We start from the raw sequence: 17949 nt of genomic DNA, 5'->3' as shown, positions 1-17949 counted from the left end.
ACAATTCGAGGTATACCCGCTCGCCGTGGGACGGTCAGCGGATCCTGGTCAGGCCGGGACGGCGGCGGCCTCCTCGGCCTCGACGGCGGCGTTCCAGGCCGGCTTGGTGGAGCGCCAGCCCTCGTCGTCCAGGCCCTGCCGCCAGTAGCCGGAGATGGACAGGTCGTCCCGCGGCACGCCGCGCTCGACCCGCAGCAGCCGCCGCAGTTCCTTGACCGCGCCGGCCTCGCCGTGCACGAACGCGTGCACCCGGCCGGGCGGGAACTCCAGCGCCCGGACCGCCTCGACCAGCGGCTCGCCGTACGAGCGGCCGTCGCGGTGCAGCCAGCGCACCTCGACAGCGCCCGCGCCGGCCAGGGGCAGCTCGTCGGCCGGGCCGCTCACCTCGACGTACACCTTGGCCCGCGCGCCCGCCGGCAGCCGCTCCAGGGCGGCGGCGATGGCCGGCAGCGCGCTCTCGTCACCGGCCAGCAGGTGCCAGTCGGCCGCCGGGTCCGGCGCGTACGCGCCGCCCGGCCCGGTGAACAACACCCGGTCGCCGGGACGCAGCGCCGCCGCCCACGGCCCGGCCAGCCCCTCGTCGCCGTGGTGCACCACGTCCACGGTCATCTCACCGGCCGCGGCGTCCCAGGCCCGCACCGTGTACGCGCGCAGCCGCGGCCACTGCTCCGCCGGGAACTCCCGCTTGATCGTGGCCAGGTCGACCGGGTACGGGTAGGTCACCCCGGCCGGCGGGAAGACGAACTTCACGTAGTGGTCGGTGTACGCGCCCACCGGCAGCCCGGCCAGCTCGGCGCCGCCCAGGACCAGGCGGATCAGGTGTGGGGTGGGCCGCGTGGTCCGGACGACCGTGGCGGCGGTGAGCTTCTTCGGGCGGTCCGTCATGCTGCTTAGGCTAGCCTAAGTTCACGGATCCGGTCCCGGGGCGGTGCGGTCAGCCCGGCGACACCAGGCGGGCGTGCCAGGCCAGCGCGGCCGGATCGGTGAGCGAGGCGACCTGGTCGATCACCACGCGCAGCCGCGCGGCGTCGTCCGCCGCGTCCCGCCACAGCGGCGCGAACACCGGGTCGAGCACGTCGGGCGCCCGGTCCAGCAGCGCCGTCACCAGCCCGGCGAGGACGTCGCGCTGCCGCGCGTACCGGCCCTCGGCACCGGGGCGGCGCATCACGTACCGCAGGGCGATGCCCTTGAGCAGCGCGCACTGCGCCCGGATCCGGCGCGGCACCACCAGGTCGGCGGCGTACCGGCGGTGCGGGCCGGGACCGTGGCGCTGCTGCGTGGCGGCCACCACGCTGGAGACGAACCGACCGGTGAGCACGCTCGTGGTGGCCTTCAGCGCGGCGAGGGCCCGGTGGCTGCCGTCGTACGCGGCCAGCGGCGCGAGCACCGGATCGGCGAGCAACTCGGCCAGCACCTCGCCCAGGTCCTCCGGCGCCTCACCGGAGTAGGTGGCGGCCACGTCGGCACAGAGCGCCCGCCGCTCGTCCGGGTCGGCCAGCAGCGGGCGCAGGTCCACGTACCCGCCGTGGATGCCGTCCTCGACGTCGTGCACCGAGTACGCCACGTCGTCGGCCCAGTCCATCACCTGGGCCTCCAGGCAGCGCCGCGAGCCGGGCGGGGCGCCCTCGCGCAGCCAGTCGAAGACCGGGCGGTCGTCGGCGTACACGCCGAACTTGCGCTCGCCGGGGCGGCGCGGCCACGGGTACTTGCTCACCGCGTCCAGCGCGGCCCGGGTCAGGTTCAGCCCGGCCGAGCGCCCGTCCGGGGTGAGCACCTTGGCCTCCAGCCGGGTGAGCACCCGCAGCGTCTGCGCGTTGCCCTCGAACCCGCCGCCGGCGGCGGCCAGCTCGTCCAGCGCGTACTCGCCGTTGTGCCCGAACGGCGGGTGACCCAGGTCGTGGGCCAGCCCGGCGGTGTCCACCACGTCGGGGTCGCAGCCGAGCCGGGCGCCCATCTCGCGGGCGATCTGCGCGACCTCCAGCGAGTGGGTCAGCCGGGTACGCAGGAAGTCGTTCGTGCCGGCGGTGTGCACCTGCGTCTTCGCGGCGAGCCGCCGGAACGCCGCCGAGTGCAGCACCCGGGCGCGGTCCCGCTCGAACGGCGACCGGCCGTACCCGGTGTCCTTCGGCGCCTCGTCGACCAGCCGCGCCGCGTCGCTCACCTCTGCCGGACTGGCAGGTGGTCGCGACTGCGGGGCTCGCAAGACCGCCTCACTCCTCGCGCTCCCGGAGAACGCAGAACTCGTTGCCCTCCGGGTCGGCGAGCACCGTCCACTCCACGTCTCCCTGGCCGATGTCGACGTGCCGCGCGCCCATGTCGACCAGGCGCTCGACCTCGGCCTCCATGTCGGCCGGGCGCAGGTCGATGTGCAGCCGGTTCTTCCCCTCCTTCGCCCCGGCGACCGGGACGAAGACGAGACCGGGCAGCGTGTCGGGGGTGCGGCGGATCTCCACCTCGTCCGGCTTGTCGGTGATCACCTGATAACCGAGCGCCTCCGCCCACCAACTGGCGAGCCGGGACGGGTCCCGGGCGTCGACTACCAGGTTCTCCCAGACGGCGGTCATGTGGACACCCCTCCTGATCGACACGCGGCGGAAGCTCAGGTTACGCCGAGGTGGCCGGAAAGGCGCGCCGGGCGGTACGCGGGGCCGTCGATGGACACCGGCGGCCCCGCGTCGGCGTCAGCGGGAGTCGGAGCCGGCGGTGGTGATCGCGGCCCGTCCGGCCTCCAGGCGCGCCACCGGCACCCGGAACGGCGAGCAGGAGACGTAGTCCAGCCCGACGGAGTGGAAGAAGTGCACCGAGTCCGGGTCACCGCCGTGCTCGCCGCAGACGCCGAGCTTCAGGCCGGGGCGGGCCGCCCGGCCCTCCTCGGCGGCGATGCGGATCAGCCGGCCGACGCCGTCGGTGTCGATCGACTCGAACGGCGAGATGCCGAAGATGCCCAGCTCCAGGTAGCGCCAGAAGAACGCGCCCTCCACGTCATCGCGGGAGAAGCCCCAGCCCATCTGGGTCAGGTCGTTGGTGCCGAAGGAGAAGAACTCCGCCGCCTCGGCGATCTGCCCGGCGGTCAGCGCCGCCCGGGGCACCTCGATCATCGTGCCGATCAGCACCTCGACGCCGCTGTCCCCGACCACCTCGGCGATGATCCGCTCGGCCTCGGCGCGTACCGTCTCCAGCTCCTGCACGGCCCCGACGAGCGGCACCATGATCTCCGGGCAGGCCGTGCCGCCGTCGCGGACGACGGCCACGGCGGCCTCGGCGATCGCGCGGACCTGCATGGCGAACAGGCCCGGGATGACCAGGCCGAGCCGGACGCCGCGCAGGCCCAGCATCGGGTTCTCCTCGTGCATCCGCCGGACGGCGGCGAGCAGCGCCTCCTCCTTCGCGACGTCCTCGCCGCGCTCCTGGGCCACCGCGACGTTCACCGCGAGCTGCTCCAGCGGGGGCAGGAACTCGTGCAGCGGCGGGTCGATCAGCCGCACGGTGACCGGCAGGCCGTCCATCTCCCGGAAGATCTCGATGAAGTCGGCCCGCTGCAGCGGCAGCAGCGCGGCGAGCGCGTCCTCCCGCTCCCGCTCGCCGGAGGCCAGGATGAGCCGCTCGACCAGCTCGCGACGGTCGCCGAGGAACATGTGCTCGGTGCGGCACAGGCCGATGCCCTCGGCGCCGAAACGCCGCGCCCGGGCCGCGTCCGCGCCGGTGTCGGCGTTCGTGCGCACCCGCAGCCGCCGCGCCGCGTCGGCGTGCGTCATGATCCGGTGTACGGCGCGGACCAGCGCGTCGTCGATGGTCTCCGGGTCGAGTTCGCCCTCGAAGTACTGCACCACCTCCGACGGCATGACCGGCACCTCACCGAGGTACACCTTGCCGGTGGTGCCGTCGATCGAGACCACGTCGCCCTCGTTCACCACGTGCCCGCCCACAGTGAACTTCTTCGCCGGTACGTTGACCTCCAGCTCGTCCGCGCCGGAGACGCAGGTCTTGCCCATGCCGCGGGCCACCACCGCGGCGTGGCTGGTCTTGCCGCCCCGGGAGGTGAGGATGCCCTGGGCGGCGATCATGCCGTTGAGGTCGTCCGGGTTGGTCTCCCGGCGGACCAGGATCACCGCCTCGCCCTCGGCGGCCAGCTCGACCGCGCGGGCCGAGGTGAAGACGACCTTGCCGGACGCGGCGCCCGGGGAGGCGCCGATGCCCTTGGCGACCGGCTCGAACTCGTGGTCGAGCTGGAAGCGCGGGAACATGAGCTGCGCGAGCTGGGCGCCGTTGACCCGGTGCAGCGCCTCGTCCAGGTCGATCAGGCCCTCGTCGACGAGCTGCCCGGCGATGACGAACGCGGCTGCGGCGGTGCGCTTGCCGACCCGGGTCTGGAGCATCCAGAGCTTGCCGCGCTCGATGGTGAACTCGATGTCGCAGAGGTCCTTGTAGTGCTCCTCCAGCCGGGCCATGATGCCGAGCAGCTGGTCGTAGGAGGTCTTGTCGAGCTGCTCCAGCTCCTGCAACGGCACTGTGTTGCGGATGCCGGCCACCACGTCCTCGCCCTGGGCGTTCGCCAGGTAGTCGCCGTAGATGCCCTGCGCGCCGCTGCCCGGGTCGCGGGTGAACGCGACGCCGGTACCCGAGTCGGGACCGAGGTTGCCGAAGACCATGGCCACCACGTTGACGGCGGTGCCCAGGTCGGCCGGGATGCGCTCCTGCCGGCGGTAGAGCACCGCCCGCTCCGCGTTCCACGAGTCGAAGACCGCGCGGATGGCGAGGTCGAGCTGCTCGCGCGGCTCCTGCGGGAACTCGCGGCCGGTGTGCTTGGCGAAGATCTTCTTGTACGCGTCGACCAGCCCGCGCAGGTCGTCGGCGTCCAGGTCGAGGTCGTTGTGCGTACCCTTGGCGCTCTTGATCTCGTCCAGCGCGTGCTCGAACTCCTCGCCCGGCACCTCGCAGACGGTCTTGCCGAACATCTGGATCAGCCGGCGGTAGGAGTCCCAGGCGAACCTGTCGTTCCCCCCGGCCTGGGCGCTCAGGCCGATCACGCTGCGGTCGTTGAGGCCCACGTTGAGGACGGTCTCCATCATGCCGGGCATGGAGAACTTGGCGCCGGAGCGTACCGAGACCAGCAGCGGGTCGTCCGGCTCGCCGAGGCGGCGGCCCATCTCGCGCTCCAGGGACTCCAGGTGCGCCTCGATCTGCCCGGCCAGGCCGTCGGGCTCACGCCCGGTCGTCAGGTACGCCTTGCACGCCTCGGTGGTGATCGTGAAGCCGGGCGGAACCGGCAGGCCGAGGTTGGTCATCTCGGCCAGGTTGGCCCCCTTGCCGCCGAGCAGATCCTTCAGCTCCTTGTTGCCCTCGGCGAAGTCGTACACGTACTTGTGCTCGCCCGATTCCTGCGCTTCCACCAGAGCCTCCAACGCGCGCCATTGACACTTAACGAAGGTTTAGTTCGGACATACCCCGGGAGTGACCACCGGTAATCCCGGCTCGTCAGCGTCGGTGGGCCGAAGGCTAGGCCAGTTTCGTGAAACCTGGGAGCGTTCGGTGACTTTCGGCACAACGGTCGCCACTATGCGCGTTCGTACGGGTTGTTGGGAACGCTTCCACGAGCACGATCACGCAATTACCGTTCCTCTCGTACTCTTGACTCACTGCGTCTCGCGGATCCTCACCTTTGCCATATCCCGCGCGAATACACCCCTCGGAGCCGTCGCCGTGCCGACCACACCCGCCGCCCCGGAGACCGGGCCGGAGCCGACCGACACCCGCCCCACCAGCACGTCCACCCACGACCAGGCCCCGCCGTCCACCGGCGCGGCGCCCTCGGCTGGTGCGGCGGCGGCCGACGTGGCAGCGCCCGCCGGTGCGGTGCGGTCCGCCGACGCGGCGGCGAGCGAAGGCGTGCCCGGTGCCGCGGGTGAGGTGCTGCCCGGCGTGCCGACGGCCGCCGCCGAGCTGGCGCGTGTCGCCGCGGGCCGGGCCGCCGAGGCGCTGGCCGGGCCGGCGCCGGTCCGGCTCGACGACGTGGTGCCCGCGCCCGAGCAGGTGTTCCCGGACCCCGCGGGCGACTTCACGCTGAGCGCGGACGCGGCACTGCGGGTCAGCCCCGCCGGGCGGGACGTGGCCGAGCAGCTCGCCACCTGGCTGCGCCCGGCCACCGGCTTCCCGCTGCCGGTCGCCGACGCCCCCGCCGGCGAGGACGGCCCGCTGACGCTCACGCTGTCGCCGTCCGCACCGGACGCTGCTCCCGGGACCCGGGCGACCGACGACGGCTCCGGCGGGTCGGTCGGCGACGGGCTCGGGGACGAGGGCTACCGCCTCGACGTGGCCGCCACCGGCGTCCGGATCACCGCCGCCACCTCGGCCGGCTTGTTCCACGGTGCGCAGACGCTGCGGCAGCTCCTGCCGGCGGCGGTCGAGAACCGTACGCCGGTCGCCGCGCGCTGGACCGTGCCCGGCGGCACTATCGTCGACCGTCCGCGCTTCCCCTACCGGGGCGCCATGCTCGACGTGGCGCGGCACTTCTTCGCCGTCGAGGACGTGCTGCGGGTGGTCGACCACCTGGCCCGCTACAAGCTCAACCACCTGCACCTGCACCTCACCGACGACCAGGGCTGGCGGATCGCCGTCGACTCCTGGCCCCGGCTCGCCGAGGTCGGCGGCGCGACGGCTGTCGACGGCGGCCCCGGCGGCTGGTACTCCGGGGACGACTACCGGCGCATCGTCACGTACGCCGCCCGCCGCCACGTCACTGTGGTGCCCGAGATCGACCTGCCCGGCCACACCAACGCGGCGCTCGTCGCGTATCCCGAACTGGCGCCCGGCAAGGTCGCGCCCCCGCCGTACACCGGCACCGAGGTCGGGTTCAGCTACGTCGACCCCGCCGACGAGCAGACGTACGCCTTCGTCGCCGACGTGGTCGGCGAGATGGCCGCGCTGACGCCGGGGCCGTGGCTGCACCTCGGCGGCGACGAGGCGTTCAAGGTGCCGGCCGAGAGCTACCGCGCCTTCGTGGAGCGGGCGCAGCGGCTGGTGCAGGCCACCGGCAAGACGGTGGTCGGCTGGCACCAGCTCGCCCCGGCCGGGCACGTCGACGGGCGCGTCCTGCAGTGGTGGGGCACGAACGGCGACGACCCGGAGACGGCCGACGCGGTACGCCGGGGCGCCCGGCTGATCCTCTCCCCCGCCAACCACGCGTACCTGGACATGAAGTACGCGCCGGACACTCCGATCGGGCACGACTGGGCGGGCCTCATCGACGTGCGCCGGGCGTACGAGTGGGATCCGGGCACCCACGTGCGGGGCGTACCGGCCGAGGCCGTGCTGGGCGTGGAGGCGCCGCTGTGGACCGAGTCGGTGAGTACGCGGGCCGAGGTCGAGTACATGCTCTTTCCCCGCCTGCCCGCCGTCGCGGAGCTGGGCTGGTCACCGCGCGCCACGCACGACTGGTCCCGGTTCCGCATGCGGCTCGCCGGCCACGGCCCGCGCTGGACCACCGCCGGCATCACCTTCCACACCGCCCCCGACATCCCCTGGCCCTCCACCCCCTCGTCCATCCCCACCCCCCGACCCCACCCGGAGGACAGCCCGCGCCGATCATGAAGTTGACGGCGACAAACCGGACACAAAACGCCGCCAACTTCATGATCACCGAAAATCACCCTTGATCAACACAATCTCGGCGAAGTGGCGGCATCGGAGGCTCCGCGACACCACCACTTCGGCGAGCTGGAGTTGATCATGTCGGGCGGGACAGCCAAGCACGTGTTGACCAAGGGTTTGTGGCTGTTCGGGGCGTTCGACTGACACAAACTCCTTGATCACCGCAGCCTCGGGGCGCGGCTACCCCACGCCCACACAGGCACCCCACCCCGGCGATCAAGGAGTTTGCGTCCGTTCTGGGCGCTCCGTCGGACACAAACTCCTTGATCAACGCTGACCGAGCGGGCGTTGGGTGGATTGTCTGGATTCGGGGTGGTGGGCGCCACGGCTGGGCTGGAATCGGGGCCGGGTGCGGGGCGTTGTACATGGCAGACCGCGCCGCACCCCCGCCGACCACCCCGCCCCGCCCCCAGCGGGCAGGGAATCAGGTCGGTACGCCGGTCGTTATATCCCCGGGCCGCCGAGCAGGCCGACAGCGCCTGTCGAGCGGGCCGCCAGACCGGGCGACGCCCGCCGGGAATGACCCCGGGCCCCCGGTCGTTACATCCCCGAGCCGCCGGAGCAGGCCACCCCCTGGTCGCCCGTGCAGGCCACCGGCCCGAAGCACACACCGGGCCCCTTCGACTTCCGCGGCATCCCCCATCGCCGCGTACCCCCGACAGAGAGGCAACTGATCATGGCTACCACTCTGCTGCGCAAGACCGTTCTGACCGCTGCCGGTGTCGTCGCCACCGCTGGTGGCATCGCCGGCCCCGCCATCGCCGCCCAGGCCACCCCGGCCGAGCGCGCCGCCGCCCAGGTCACCACCGACCGCAAGCACGGCGAGCGGGAGCTGGACGTGCGCTACGAAGCGCAGCCCAACTTCTACTTCTGCGGCCCCGCCGCCGCCCGTAACGCGCTGAGCGTGCAGGGCAAGAACATCGACGTGCACGCCATGGCCGAGGAGATGGGCACCACCGAGGCCGGCACCAACTCCATCAACGACATCACCCCGATCCTGAACAAGGAGACCGGCAAGGACGTCTACAAGTCCACCGAGATCCCTGTGGACAAGGCCCGCGACCGCGACAAGGTCGACAAGCTGCGCGCCGACGTGGTCAAGACCGTCGACGACGGCCGCGCCGTGGTGGCCAACATCGCCGGCACCGCCACCGACACCGACGGCAACACCCACTCCTTCGAAGGCGGCCACTACATCAGCGTGGTGGGCTACCGCGACGGCGGGAAGATCGTGACGATCGCCGACTCGGCCAACCCGACCCAGGCCTCCTACCGGATGGACGTCGACGAGCTCGCCCGCTGGATCGCCAGCCGCGGCTACAGCTCCTGACCGAACGACCATGCCGAAGGGCCCGACCCCCACCGCGGGGTCGGGCCCTTCGGCGTGTCAGGGGTCAGCCGCCGGAGTCGTCCAACTCGGCGCCGTCCGGCGGGGTGTCGTCGTCGCGGCTGGCCAGCCACCCGTCGGGCAGGAACACCTTGCCCGGGGAGTTGGTGCGGCCGCGCGGCTGGCCCAGGTTCTCCACCGGGAACGGTACGGCCGGGTCGAGCTTGCCGAGCAGGTCGTCGAGCTGTGCCAGGCTCTCGATCATGGCGAGCGAGCGGCGCAGCTCGCTGCCGATCGGGAAGCCCTTGAGGTACCAGGCGACGTGCTTGCGGAAGTCGGTGCAGCCGTCCCGCTCGCCCCGGGCCGGGTTGCGGGCGCCGGCCACGAACTGCTCCACCAGCAGCTCGGCGTGCCGGCGCATGGTCACCGCCACCTCGCCGAGCGAGGGCAGCCGCCGTTGCGGGCTGCCGTTGAACGCGGCCTCCAGGTCGGCGAAGAGCCACGGCCGGCCCAGGCAGCCGCGCCCGATCACCACGCCGTCGACGCCGGTGTGCGCGACCATCCGCAGCGCGTCGTCGGCCTCCCAGATGTCGCCGTTGCCGAGCACCGGCACGTCGAGGGCCGCCTTGAGCGTGGCGATCGCGTCCCAGTCGGCGGTGCCGGAGTAGCGCTGCGCGGCCGTACGCCCGTGCAGGGCGACCGCCGCGACGCCCGCGTCCTGCGCGGCGAGGCCCGCCTCGACGTACGTCAGGTGGTCGTCGTCGATGCCCTTGCGCATCTTGACGGTGACCGGCACCCCGGCGGGTGACGCGGCGTCGACAGCGGCCTTGACCAGCCGGGCGAAGAGCCGGCGGCGCCACGGCAGGGCCGAGCCGCCGCCACGGCGGGTGACCTTGGGCACCGGGCAGCCGAAGTTCAGGTCGATGTGGTCGGCCAGGTCGCGCTCGACCACGATCCGCACGGCGGCGGCGGTGATCTCCGGATCGGTGCCGTAGAGCTGGAGGCTGCGGGGCTGCTCCTCGGCGCCGAAGGCGATCATGCGGAGCGTCTTCGGGTTCCGCTCGACGAGCGCCCGGGTGGTGATCATCTCGCAGACGTAGATGCCGCCGCCCTGCTCGCGGCAGAGCCGGCGGAAGCCGACGTTGGTGATCCCGGCCATCGGCGCGAGCACCACCGGCGGCCACACCTGGTGCGGGCCGATGGTCAGCGCGGGCAGCGTCGGGGCAGTCACCGCCCAAGTGTAAGGAAGGGCCCCTTCTTAACGTCTCCGGTAGTGCAGGGGCCCCTTCTTAACAGGACCCATATCACAGCCGGCCCGCCACGAGACGGTTCTCCACACCAGGGCCCGGTGTCCACAGGGCGGGCGCGCGGGCCGGAAGAGAAGCGGTCGAACGCGCAGGCTGCCGCGCATGCCTGAACAGCCACCCGAACTCAGCGACCTGGCGGAACGCCAGCAGCAGATCGTCACGCGGACGCAGCTTCTCGGCGTCGGATTCGACGACATGTACCTGTACCGGCAGACCCGGCGCGGCCTGTGGCAGCGCGTGCTGCCGGCGACGTACGCGCTCGTCAGCGGCACCCTCACCGACGAGCAGCGACGCATCTCGGCGGCGCTCTACGCAGGCGCCGACGCGCAGCTCACCGGCCTGGCCGCCCTCATCTGGTACGGCTTCCGGCACAGCCCGCGCACCGCTGACGTACACCTGATCCTGCCGCACCACGTGCGACGCCGCTCGGCCGGTCACGCGGTGATCGCGCGGGCCCTGGAGCTTGATCCGCGGGCCCGGCGGACCGCGCTTTATCCGGTGTGCTCGCCGGCGCGGGCGGTGGTGGACGCCGCCCGCGACCTGCGCCACCTGCGGCCGGTACGGGCGACGGTGGCCGAGGCCGTGCAGCGCGGCTTCACCGACCTGGACAGCCTGGACGCGGAGATCCGGCGGGCCCGGCGCAGCCGCACCGCTCTGATCCGGAAGGCGTTCGCGGAGATCACCGACGGGGTCCGCTCGGCCCCGGAGACGGAGCTGCGGGAGTGCCTGGGCAGCAGCCGCGTGCTCACCGAGATCCTGTGGAATCCGCGGCTGTCGGCGGCCGACGGCGCCCGGCTGCCGACGCCGGACGGCTACCTCGCCGAGTGCGCGGTGGCGCTGGAGGTCGACTCGCGGGAGTACCACCTCGGCCCGGCCGACTGGGCGCGGACGCTGGACCGGCACAACGAGCTGAGCCGGCACGGGGTGCTCGTCCTGCACTTCACGCCGGCGCAGATCCGCCGGGAGCCGGGCCGCGTGCGGCGCACGGTGGAGGACGCGTACGCGGCCCGGCGCGGCGTGGGCACCCGGACCGGTGTACGGGCGGAGCCGATCTCCCCCGGGTGACGGGTGTTAAGAAGGGGCCCCTTCTCTACGCGAGGCGTTAAGAAGGGGCCCTTCCTTACATCAGCTCAGCAGCCGGGGAGGCGCTCGATCAGGTAGCGCTCGACCTGGTCCAGCGAGACGCGTTCCTGGGCCATGGTGTCCCGGTTCCGGACCGTCACCGCGTTGTCGTCGAGCGTGTCGAAGTCGACCGTGACGCAGAACGGCGTGCCGATCTCGTCCTGCCGGCGGTAGCGGCGGCCGATCGCCTGCGAGTCGTCGAACTCGACCACCCAGCGCTTGCGCAGGTCGGTGGCGAGCTGCTTGGCCTTCGGCGACAGCGCCTCGTTGCGCGACAGCGGCAGCACCGCGACCTTGACCGGGGCGAGCCGCGGGTCGAAGCGCATGACCGTGCGCTTGTCCACGCCGCCCTTGGTGTTCGGCGCCTCGTCCTCGTCGTACGCCTCGAGCAGGAACGCCAGCACCGCGCGGGTGAGACCGGCGGCCGGCTCGATCACGTACGGCATCCAGCGCTCGCCCTTGCCCTGGTCGAAGTACGACAGGTCGACGCCGGAGTGCTTGCTGTGCGTGGACAGGTCGAAGTCGGTGCGGTTGGCGATGCCCTCCAGCTCGGCGAACTCGCTGCCGCCGAACCGGAACCGGTACTCGATGTCGACGGTGCGCTTCGAGTAGTGGGAGAGCTTCTCCTTGGGGTGCTCGTAGAAGCGCAGGTTCTCCTCGGACAGGCCGAGGTCGAGGTACCAGTTCCAGCGCTCGGAGAGCCAGTACTCGTGCCACTGCTCGTCGGTGCCGGGCTCGACGAAGAACTCCATCTCCATCTGCTCGAACTCGCGGGTCCGGAAGATGAAGTTGCCCGGGGTGATCTCGTTGCGGAACGACTTGCCGGTCTGCGCGATGCCGAACGGCGGCTTCTTGCGGGCGACCGTCTCGACGTTCTTGTAGTTGACGAAGATGCCCTGGGCGGTCTCCGGGCGCAGGTAGTGCATGCCCTCGTCGCTCTCCACCGGGCCCAGGTAGGTCTTCATCAGGCCGTTGAACATCTTCGGCTCGGTGAAGGTGCCCTTGTTGCCGCAGTTGGGGCAGTTCAGCTCCGTCAGCGAGGTCAGCGGCTTGCCGTGCTTGGCCTCGTACGCCTCTTCCAGGTGGTCGGCCCGGAACCGCTTGTGGCAGGACTGGCACTCGGTGAGCGGGTCGACGAACTCGGCGATGTGGCCGCTGGCCTCCCACACCTTGCGGGCCAGGATGACCGCCGAGTCGAGGCCGACGACGTCGTCACGCTGCTGCACCATGGTGCGCCACCACTGCCGGCGGACGTTCTCCTTCAGCTCGACGCCGAGCGGACCGTAGTCCCAGGCCGACCGGGTGCCCCCGTAGATCTCGCTGGAGGGAAAGACGAAGCCCCGGCGCTTGGCGAGGCTGGTGACGGCGTCGATACGGTCGGCTGGCATGTTTCCTCCTACGCCGGCTGGCGGTCGGCGCGGTTGAGATGGATGGAACCGGGCTGTTCGGGACAACGGTACGACCGCGTTCGCCCCGGGCCCAGCAGAATACCGGGGGCCGGTCAGCTCACCCCGCAGACCTCCACGCCGCCCGTCTGCTGGTCCGGGGCCAGCGTCACGGTCTGCGCCTCCCGCCGGCCGCCGGCCAGCGTGACGTCCACCGGCACGGTGAGCGTGGTGATGTCGACCTCGCCGACCCGGTAGCCGGAGATCTGCGGCTCGGTGGCCACCCGCCGCTCGAACTCCCGCCGGGGCTCGCGTCGGCGGAGGTCGGCGCAGAGCGTGTCGTACGCCTTGGACCACTCCCGGGCCACGAGCGCCTGGTAGTAGTCGCTGGTGACGGCCCGGCCCTGCTCGCCGATCGCCTGGGCGTTGCTCACCGCCAGGCCGACCACCGCCGCGCCGCCCCCGCCGCAGCAGATCAGCACGGCCAGCGCGCCAGCGCCGAGGCCGAGCCAGAGCCGGGTCCGCCCGCCCTCGGTGGGCGGGGCGGCGAACGGCGGCGCGGCGCCGGGCCCCTGCGGCGGCGCGGGTGTCCCCGGGTCCGCCGGCGGCGCGGGCGGCACTGACGACGGGGGTGGCGCGGCCGGTCCGGGAGCGGTCATACGCGCCAGGGTAGTGCCCCGGCACTCACCGGTAAGGACCTGCGGCCCGATCGCTGGCGACGACGACGATCTCCCCCTCGGGGGCGGCGCCGGCGAGCGTCTCGTACGCCGACGGCTCGTCCACCGATCGGGCGAGCAGCGGCACCGCGGTGACCTTGACGTCGAACCCGCCGAGCGCCCGCCGGTACGCCCCGACCGACTCCCACTCGGTGGCCAGGAGCCAGTGGTCCGGATCGTCGAGCGCGCGGAGCAGCTCACCGCGCAGGTAGCCGGGGCGGGCGGCCAGCGCGGCCAGCGCGGCGTGCGCCTCCCGGGTGAACTCGTCCACCGTTTCGGCTTCCACCACGAACCGGTTGGTGACCAGCACGGCGTTCCTCCTCGTAGAGTTTGTGGCATGCAGCGTACGCAGAGTCCCGTGCTGTCCCGGTTGGCACGACTCAACCCGACGGCGGTGTTCCTCGCCGTACTGGCCCTGATGCTGGTCGGCCTCTTCGCGCCCGGCCCGGCGGGCGGCGTCCTGCTGCTGGCGCTGGCCGGCGGCCTGGTCTGGCTGATGTCGGTCACCTGGCCGGTGCAGGCCCCGGCGACCCGGATTCTCCGGCTGGTGATGCTCACCCTGTTGATCACGGTGGCGCTGGCGAAGCTCATGGTCGGCTGAGTGCGGGAGCAGAGCCGAGCTGACCTGCGCTGACATGCAATCATGCGTTTTTGACAATAGTTTTCGTTGTCGCGGACAGTTGAGCCCATGACCGTTCGCGCACCTCGCCGTATCCTGACCGCCGCAGCCACCGCCCTGCTCGCCGCCGCCGGCCTGACCGCCTGCGCGGACGGCACGGGCGCCGCGAGCGAGCCGGGCAAGGTCGGCGTGGTGGCCGCGTTCTACCCGCTGCAGTTCCTGTCCGAGCGGATCGGCGGCGACACTGTCACGGTCAGCAACCTGACCAAGCCCGGCGCGGAGCCGCACGACCTGGAACTCAACCCGCGGCAGGTCGGCCAGGTCGTCGACGCCGACGTGGTCGTCTACCTCAGCGGCTTCCAGCCGGCGGTGGACGAGGCGGTGGAGCAGAACGGCGGCGACCGCGCGTTCGACGTGGCGGGCGTCACGCCGCTGCGCGACGCCGCCGCCGGTGGTCACGACCACGACCACGAGGGCGAGGCCGGGCACTCCGGGGAGGGCGGCGGCAAGGACCCGCACGTCTGGCTCGACCCGACCCGGCTGGCCACCATCGGCGACAAGCTCGCCGAGCGCCTCGGCAAGGCCGACCCGGAGCACGCCGCCGACTACACCGCCCGCGCCGGCGCGCTGCGCGCCGAGCTGACGAAGCTGGACACCGAGTTCACCGACGGCCTGCGCACCTGCGCGCGCCGGGAGATCGTGACCAGCCACGCCGCGTTCGGCTACCTCACCGAGCGCTACCAGCTGGAGCAGATCGGCATCAGCGGGCTCACCCCGGAGTCCGAGCCGTCCCCGCAGCGCCTCGCCGAGGTCGCCGAGGAGGCCCGCGAGCACCAGGCCGGCACGATCTTCTTCGAGACGCTGGTCAACCCGAAGGTCGCCGAGACGATCGCGCGCGAGGTGGGCGCGAAGACGGCGGTGCTGGACCCGCTGGAGGGCCCGCCCGCCGACCGCGACTACCTCTCCGCGATGCGCGCCAACCTGCAGACCCTGCGAACCGCCCTGGACTGTTCATGACCTCACCCGTGATCGAGATCGCGCACGCCACAGTCGGCTACGACGGCCGCCCGGTGCTGCGCGACGTCTCGCTGACAGTGACCGTCGGCGAGGTGGTCGCCGTGCTCGGCGCCAACGGCTCCGGCAAGTCGACGCTCGTGCGCGCCGCGCTCGGCCTGGTGCCGGTCGGCGCCGGGTCGGTCGCCCTGTTCGGCACGCCGCAGCGCCGCTTCCGGCAGTGGCACCGCATCGGGTACGTGCCGCAGCGGCTCGGCGCGGGCAGCGGGGTGCCCGCCACCGTGCGCGAGGTGGTGGCGTCCGGGCGGCTGGCCCGCCGCGGCGTGCTGCGGCCCGCCGGACGGGCGGACCGGGAGGCGGTGGCGGCGGCGCTGGACGCGGTCGGGCTCGCCGACCGGGCCGGTGACCCGGTGTCCACGCTCTCCGGCGGCCAGCAGCAGCGCACCCTGATCGCCCGCGCGCTGGCCGGCGGGCCGGAGCTGCTGGTGCTCGACGAGCCGACCGCCGGGGTGGACGCGGCCAGCCAGGAGGCGTTCGCCGGGGCGCTGCGCTCGTTCCGCGACGGCGGCGGCACGGTGCTGCTCGTCGCCCACGAGCTGGGCCCGCTGCGCCCGCTGATCAGCCGGGCCGTGGTGGTGCACCAGGGCGGCATCGCCCATGACGGCGCGGTGCCGGAACCCGCCGGCCACCACGCCGACCCCGACCACGAGCACGTGCACCCGCACTGCGACGAGGAGCCCGCCCGGCTCTGGACAGGCATCTGAGATGGACCTCTTCCAGTACGACTTCATGCTCCGCGCCCTGGTCGGCGCGCTGATCATCGGGCTGGCCGCGCCCGCGCTCGGCATCTACCTGGTGCAGCGGCGGCTGGCGCTGATCGGCGACGGGATCGGGCACGTGGCGCTCACCGGCGTCGGCGCGGGCCTGCTGCTCAACCGCTCCCCCGTGCTGGTCGCGGTGATCGCCGCGACGCTCGGCGCGATCGTCATCGAGCTGGTCCGGGCGTACGGGCGCACCTCCGGCGACCTGGCGCTGGCGCTGCTGTTCTACGGCGGCATCGCCGGTGGCGTGGTGCTGGTCGGGCTCTCCGACGCCAGCAGCGGGGCGCTCAACGCGTACCTGTTCGGGTCGCTGACCACCACCTCGCAGGGTGACCTGGTCACCATCGGCGTGCTCGGCGCGGCGCTGCTGGTGACCATGCTGGTGCTGCGTCCGGCGCTGTTCGCGGTCTGTCACGACGAGGAGTACGCGCGCGTCTCCGGCCTGCCGGTACGCGCGCTGAACCTGATCATCGCGGTCGGCACCGCGATCACTGTGACGATCGCCATGCGGGCGGTCGGCGTGCTGCTGATCAGCGCGCTGATGGTGGTGCCGGTGGCCGCCGCGCAGCAGGTGACCCGGGGCTTCCGGTCCACCATGGCGGCGGCCATGGCGCTGGGGCTGTTCGCCGCCGGCGCCGGGGTCTGGGTCGCGGCCACCGCGGACACCGCGCCCGGCGCGTCGGTGGTGCTGGTGGCGATCGGCTCGTTCCTGCTGGTCGCGCTCGGCGCGGCCGGGGTGCGGGCGGTGCGGCGCCGGACCGGGAACGACCGGATCGCGCCGCCGGCCGAGCCCGCCGAGCACGAGGTGCTGCTCGGATGAGGCCCTACCGGCTGACGCAGCTGGGATTGGTTACCGTTACAGGGTGACCGGCACGAACGGGTACGACGCCTTCGAGGGTGCGGGTGACCTGCTGCGCGCGCTCTCGGCCCCGATCCGGCTCGCGATCGTGAGCGAACTGGCCGAGGGCGAGCGCTGCGTGCACGAACTGGTCGAGAAGCTCGGCGCGCCGCAGCCGCTGGTCTCCCAGCACCTGCGCGTGCTGCGCGGCGCCGGGGTGGTACGCGGGTCGCGGCGCGGCCGGGAGATCGCGTACGCCCTGGTGGACGACCACGTCGCGCACATCGTGGCGGACGCGGTCAGCCACGCCGGTGAAGGGCCGTCCTGAGGCGCGAAACTGTCTCGTGCCGGGGCGCCCGCGTCGTGGCAGGCTGTCCGGCGTGAAGATTTACGCCGACCGTTTTCCCACCGCCGTCCGCCAGTTCCTCACCGACCTGCTCGTGGTCGCCTGGGTGTACGCGGCGATCCGCTTCGCGCTGTGGCTGCACGACGTGGTCGAGAAGCTCGCCGTACCCGGGCAGAAGCTGGAGGGGGCCGGCGGTGGCCTCGCCGACAACCTGGCCGACGCCGGCGGCAAGGTCGGCCGGGTGCCGATCGTCGGCGACGAGCTGACCGCGCCGTTCACCCGGGCCGCCGACGCCGCCCGCGCTGTCGCCGAGGCCGGCCGCGACCAGCAGGAGCTGGTCGGGCAGTTGGCGCTCGGGCTGACCATCGCGGTGCTGGTGTTCCCGCTCGGCCTGGTGCTGTTCGGCTGGCTGCCGCTGCGGGTGCGCTGGATGCGCCGGGCCGGCGCGGCGAAGGCCCTGGCCGGCGTGCCGGCCGGCCGGGACCTGCTGGCGCTGCGCGCGCTGGCCGGCCAGCCGCTGTCGAAGCTGACCCGGATCGCGCCGGACGTCGCCGAGGCGTGGCGGCGCGGCGACGACGAGACTGTCGACGCGCTCGCCGCGCTGGAGCTGCGCGGCCTGGGGCTGCGCGGCGGCCGCTGACGGACCGGCTCCCGGCTCCCGGCTCCCGGCTCCCGGCTCCCGGCTCCCGGCTCCCGGCTCCCGGCTCCCGGCTCCCGGCTCCCGGCTCCCGGCTCCCGGCTCCCGGCTCCCGGAAGATGATGCACTTCTCGGCGTTATGCCTCTGAGTCATATTTATGGGTCTTGTG

At 72.9% G+C, this 17949-nt stretch carries 17 protein-coding genes; 9 read left to right on the top strand and 8 right to left on the bottom strand.

The window, feature by feature from the left end:
* Window positions 1-48: 48 nt before the first annotated feature.
* From AMK25_RS27025 to ppdK, 4 genes are all read right to left on the bottom strand, one after another.
* The gene (locus AMK25_RS27025) at window positions 49-885 is read right to left on the bottom strand and encodes a siderophore-interacting protein (RefSeq protein ID WP_073831203.1); all 837 of its coding nucleotides are present in this window, start codon (window positions 883-885) and stop codon (window positions 49-51) included.
* A gap of 49 nt (window positions 886-934) precedes the next feature.
* On the bottom strand, window positions 935-2161 hold the full coding sequence (locus AMK25_RS27020) for a deoxyguanosinetriphosphate triphosphohydrolase (RefSeq protein WP_073831202.1): 1227 nt from the start codon (window positions 2159-2161) through the stop codon (window positions 935-937).
* 49 nt (window positions 2162-2210) lie between these two features.
* Window positions 2211-2564 (bottom strand): VOC family protein, encoded by a 354-nt coding sequence (locus AMK25_RS27015; protein WP_073831201.1) that lies wholly within the window; start codon window positions 2562-2564, stop codon window positions 2211-2213.
* A 117-nt stretch (window positions 2565-2681) separates the two neighbouring features.
* Window positions 2682-5390, bottom strand: coding sequence for a pyruvate, phosphate dikinase (gene ppdK, locus AMK25_RS27010; RefSeq protein WP_073831200.1), 2709 nt, complete (start codon window positions 5388-5390; stop codon window positions 2682-2684).
* A 310-nt stretch (window positions 5391-5700) separates the two neighbouring features.
* On the opposite strand from ppdK, the gene AMK25_RS27005 reads away from it, so the two are divergent.
* Together AMK25_RS27005 and AMK25_RS27000 are read left to right on the top strand one after the other, a co-directional pair.
* Window positions 5701-7587: a beta-N-acetylhexosaminidase gene (locus AMK25_RS27005; RefSeq protein ID WP_241826504.1), complete on the top strand. Its 1887-nt coding sequence runs from the start codon at window positions 5701-5703 to the stop codon at window positions 7585-7587.
* Between the two features lie 736 nt (window positions 7588-8323).
* Window positions 8324-8977 (top strand): C39 family peptidase, encoded by a 654-nt coding sequence (locus tag AMK25_RS27000; RefSeq protein WP_073831199.1) that lies wholly within the window; start codon window positions 8324-8326, stop codon window positions 8975-8977.
* Between the two features lie 64 nt (window positions 8978-9041).
* Here AMK25_RS27000 and dusB read toward each other — a convergent pair whose 3' ends face one another.
* Window positions 9042-10205 carry a tRNA dihydrouridine synthase DusB gene (dusB, locus tag AMK25_RS26995; protein WP_073831198.1) on the bottom strand — a complete coding sequence of 388 codons (1164 nt, stop codon included), beginning with the start codon at window positions 10203-10205 and terminating at the stop codon, window positions 9042-9044.
* Between the two features lie 178 nt (window positions 10206-10383).
* Here dusB and AMK25_RS26990 point away from each other — a divergent pair, with 178 nt between their 5' ends.
* Window positions 10384-11346: a type IV toxin-antitoxin system AbiEi family antitoxin domain-containing protein gene (locus AMK25_RS26990; protein ID WP_073831197.1), complete on the top strand. Its 963-nt coding sequence runs from the start codon at window positions 10384-10386 to the stop codon at window positions 11344-11346.
* 65 nt (window positions 11347-11411) lie between these two features.
* On the opposite strand, the gene AMK25_RS26985 is transcribed toward AMK25_RS26990, so the two are convergent.
* The 3 genes from AMK25_RS26985 to AMK25_RS26975 form a co-directional block, all read right to left on the bottom strand.
* Window positions 11412-12791 carry a glycine--tRNA ligase gene (locus tag AMK25_RS26985; protein ID WP_013475540.1) on the bottom strand — a complete coding sequence of 460 codons (1380 nt, stop codon included), beginning with the start codon at window positions 12789-12791 and terminating at the stop codon, window positions 11412-11414.
* Window positions 12792-12904: 113 nt separating this feature from the next.
* Window positions 12905-13447 (bottom strand): Rv0361 family membrane protein, encoded by a 543-nt coding sequence (locus tag AMK25_RS26980; RefSeq protein WP_225980419.1) that lies wholly within the window; start codon window positions 13445-13447, stop codon window positions 12905-12907.
* Window positions 13448-13472: 25 nt separating this feature from the next.
* Window positions 13473-13814: an antibiotic biosynthesis monooxygenase family protein gene (locus AMK25_RS26975; RefSeq protein ID WP_073831195.1), complete on the bottom strand. Its 342-nt coding sequence runs from the start codon at window positions 13812-13814 to the stop codon at window positions 13473-13475.
* A gap of 27 nt (window positions 13815-13841) precedes the next feature.
* Between AMK25_RS26975 and AMK25_RS26970 the strand changes: the two genes are divergently transcribed.
* From AMK25_RS26970 to AMK25_RS26945, 6 genes are all read left to right on the top strand, one after another.
* Entirely contained in the window at window positions 13842-14105 is a 264-nt protein-coding gene (locus AMK25_RS26970; RefSeq protein WP_073831194.1) for a DUF6703 family protein, read from the top strand.
* 87 nt (window positions 14106-14192) lie between these two features.
* Complete coding sequence (locus AMK25_RS26965) at window positions 14193-15140, top strand: metal ABC transporter substrate-binding protein (RefSeq protein WP_073831193.1); 948 nt, start codon at window positions 14193-14195, stop codon at window positions 15138-15140.
* The gene (locus tag AMK25_RS26960) at window positions 15137-15901 is read left to right on the top strand and encodes a metal ABC transporter ATP-binding protein (protein ID WP_073831192.1); all 765 of its coding nucleotides are present in this window, start codon (window positions 15137-15139) and stop codon (window positions 15899-15901) included. The genes AMK25_RS26965 and AMK25_RS26960 overlap by 4 nt, the downstream gene beginning before the upstream one ends.
* A gap of 1 nt (window position 15902) precedes the next feature.
* Window positions 15903-16778 (top strand): metal ABC transporter permease, encoded by an 876-nt coding sequence (locus AMK25_RS26955; protein WP_073831191.1) that lies wholly within the window; start codon window positions 15903-15905, stop codon window positions 16776-16778.
* A 43-nt stretch (window positions 16779-16821) separates the two neighbouring features.
* A complete protein-coding gene (locus AMK25_RS26950) occupies window positions 16822-17124 on the top strand; it encodes an ArsR/SmtB family transcription factor (protein WP_030503145.1) in 303 nt (100 codons plus the stop codon).
* 52 nt (window positions 17125-17176) lie between these two features.
* The gene (locus AMK25_RS26945; RefSeq protein ID WP_073831190.1) at window positions 17177-17782 is read left to right on the top strand and encodes a hypothetical protein; all 606 of its coding nucleotides are present in this window, start codon (window positions 17177-17179) and stop codon (window positions 17780-17782) included.
* Window positions 17783-17949 lie beyond the last annotated feature (167 nt).

This window comes from Micromonospora sp. TSRI0369 (assembly GCF_001905625.1).
Classification (GTDB): domain Bacteria; phylum Actinomycetota; class Actinomycetes; order Mycobacteriales; family Micromonosporaceae; genus Micromonospora; species Micromonospora echinospora_A.
This window is presented reverse-complemented; position numbering and strand designations above follow the sequence as displayed.

Bases quoted from the DNA above. Each gene is read 5' to 3' on its own strand.
- AMK25_RS27025 (WP_073831203.1), bottom strand. From the start codon at position 885: ATGACGGACCGCCCGAAGAAGCTCACCGCCGCCACGGTCGTCCGGACC.
- AMK25_RS27015 (WP_073831201.1), bottom strand. From the start codon at position 2,564: ATGACCGCCGTCTGGGAGAACCTGGTAGTCGACGCCCGGGACCCGTCC.
- AMK25_RS27000 (WP_073831199.1), top strand. From the start codon at position 8,324: ATGGCTACCACTCTGCTGCGCAAGACCGTTCTGACCGCTGCCGGTGTC.
- AMK25_RS26990 (WP_073831197.1), top strand. From the start codon at position 10,384: ATGCCTGAACAGCCACCCGAACTCAGCGACCTGGCGGAACGCCAGCAG.
- AMK25_RS26985 (WP_013475540.1), bottom strand. From the start codon at position 12,791: ATGCCAGCCGACCGTATCGACGCCGTCACCAGCCTCGCCAAGCGCCGG.
- AMK25_RS26980 (WP_225980419.1), bottom strand. From the start codon at position 13,447: ATGACCGCTCCCGGACCGGCCGCGCCACCCCCGTCGTCAGTGCCGCCC.
- AMK25_RS26970 (WP_073831194.1), top strand. From the start codon at position 13,842: ATGCAGCGTACGCAGAGTCCCGTGCTGTCCCGGTTGGCACGACTCAAC.
- AMK25_RS26965 (WP_073831193.1), top strand. From the start codon at position 14,193: ATGACCGTTCGCGCACCTCGCCGTATCCTGACCGCCGCAGCCACCGCC.
- AMK25_RS26960 (WP_073831192.1), top strand. From the start codon at position 15,137: ATGACCTCACCCGTGATCGAGATCGCGCACGCCACAGTCGGCTACGAC.
- AMK25_RS26955 (WP_073831191.1), top strand. From the start codon at position 15,903: ATGGACCTCTTCCAGTACGACTTCATGCTCCGCGCCCTGGTCGGCGCG.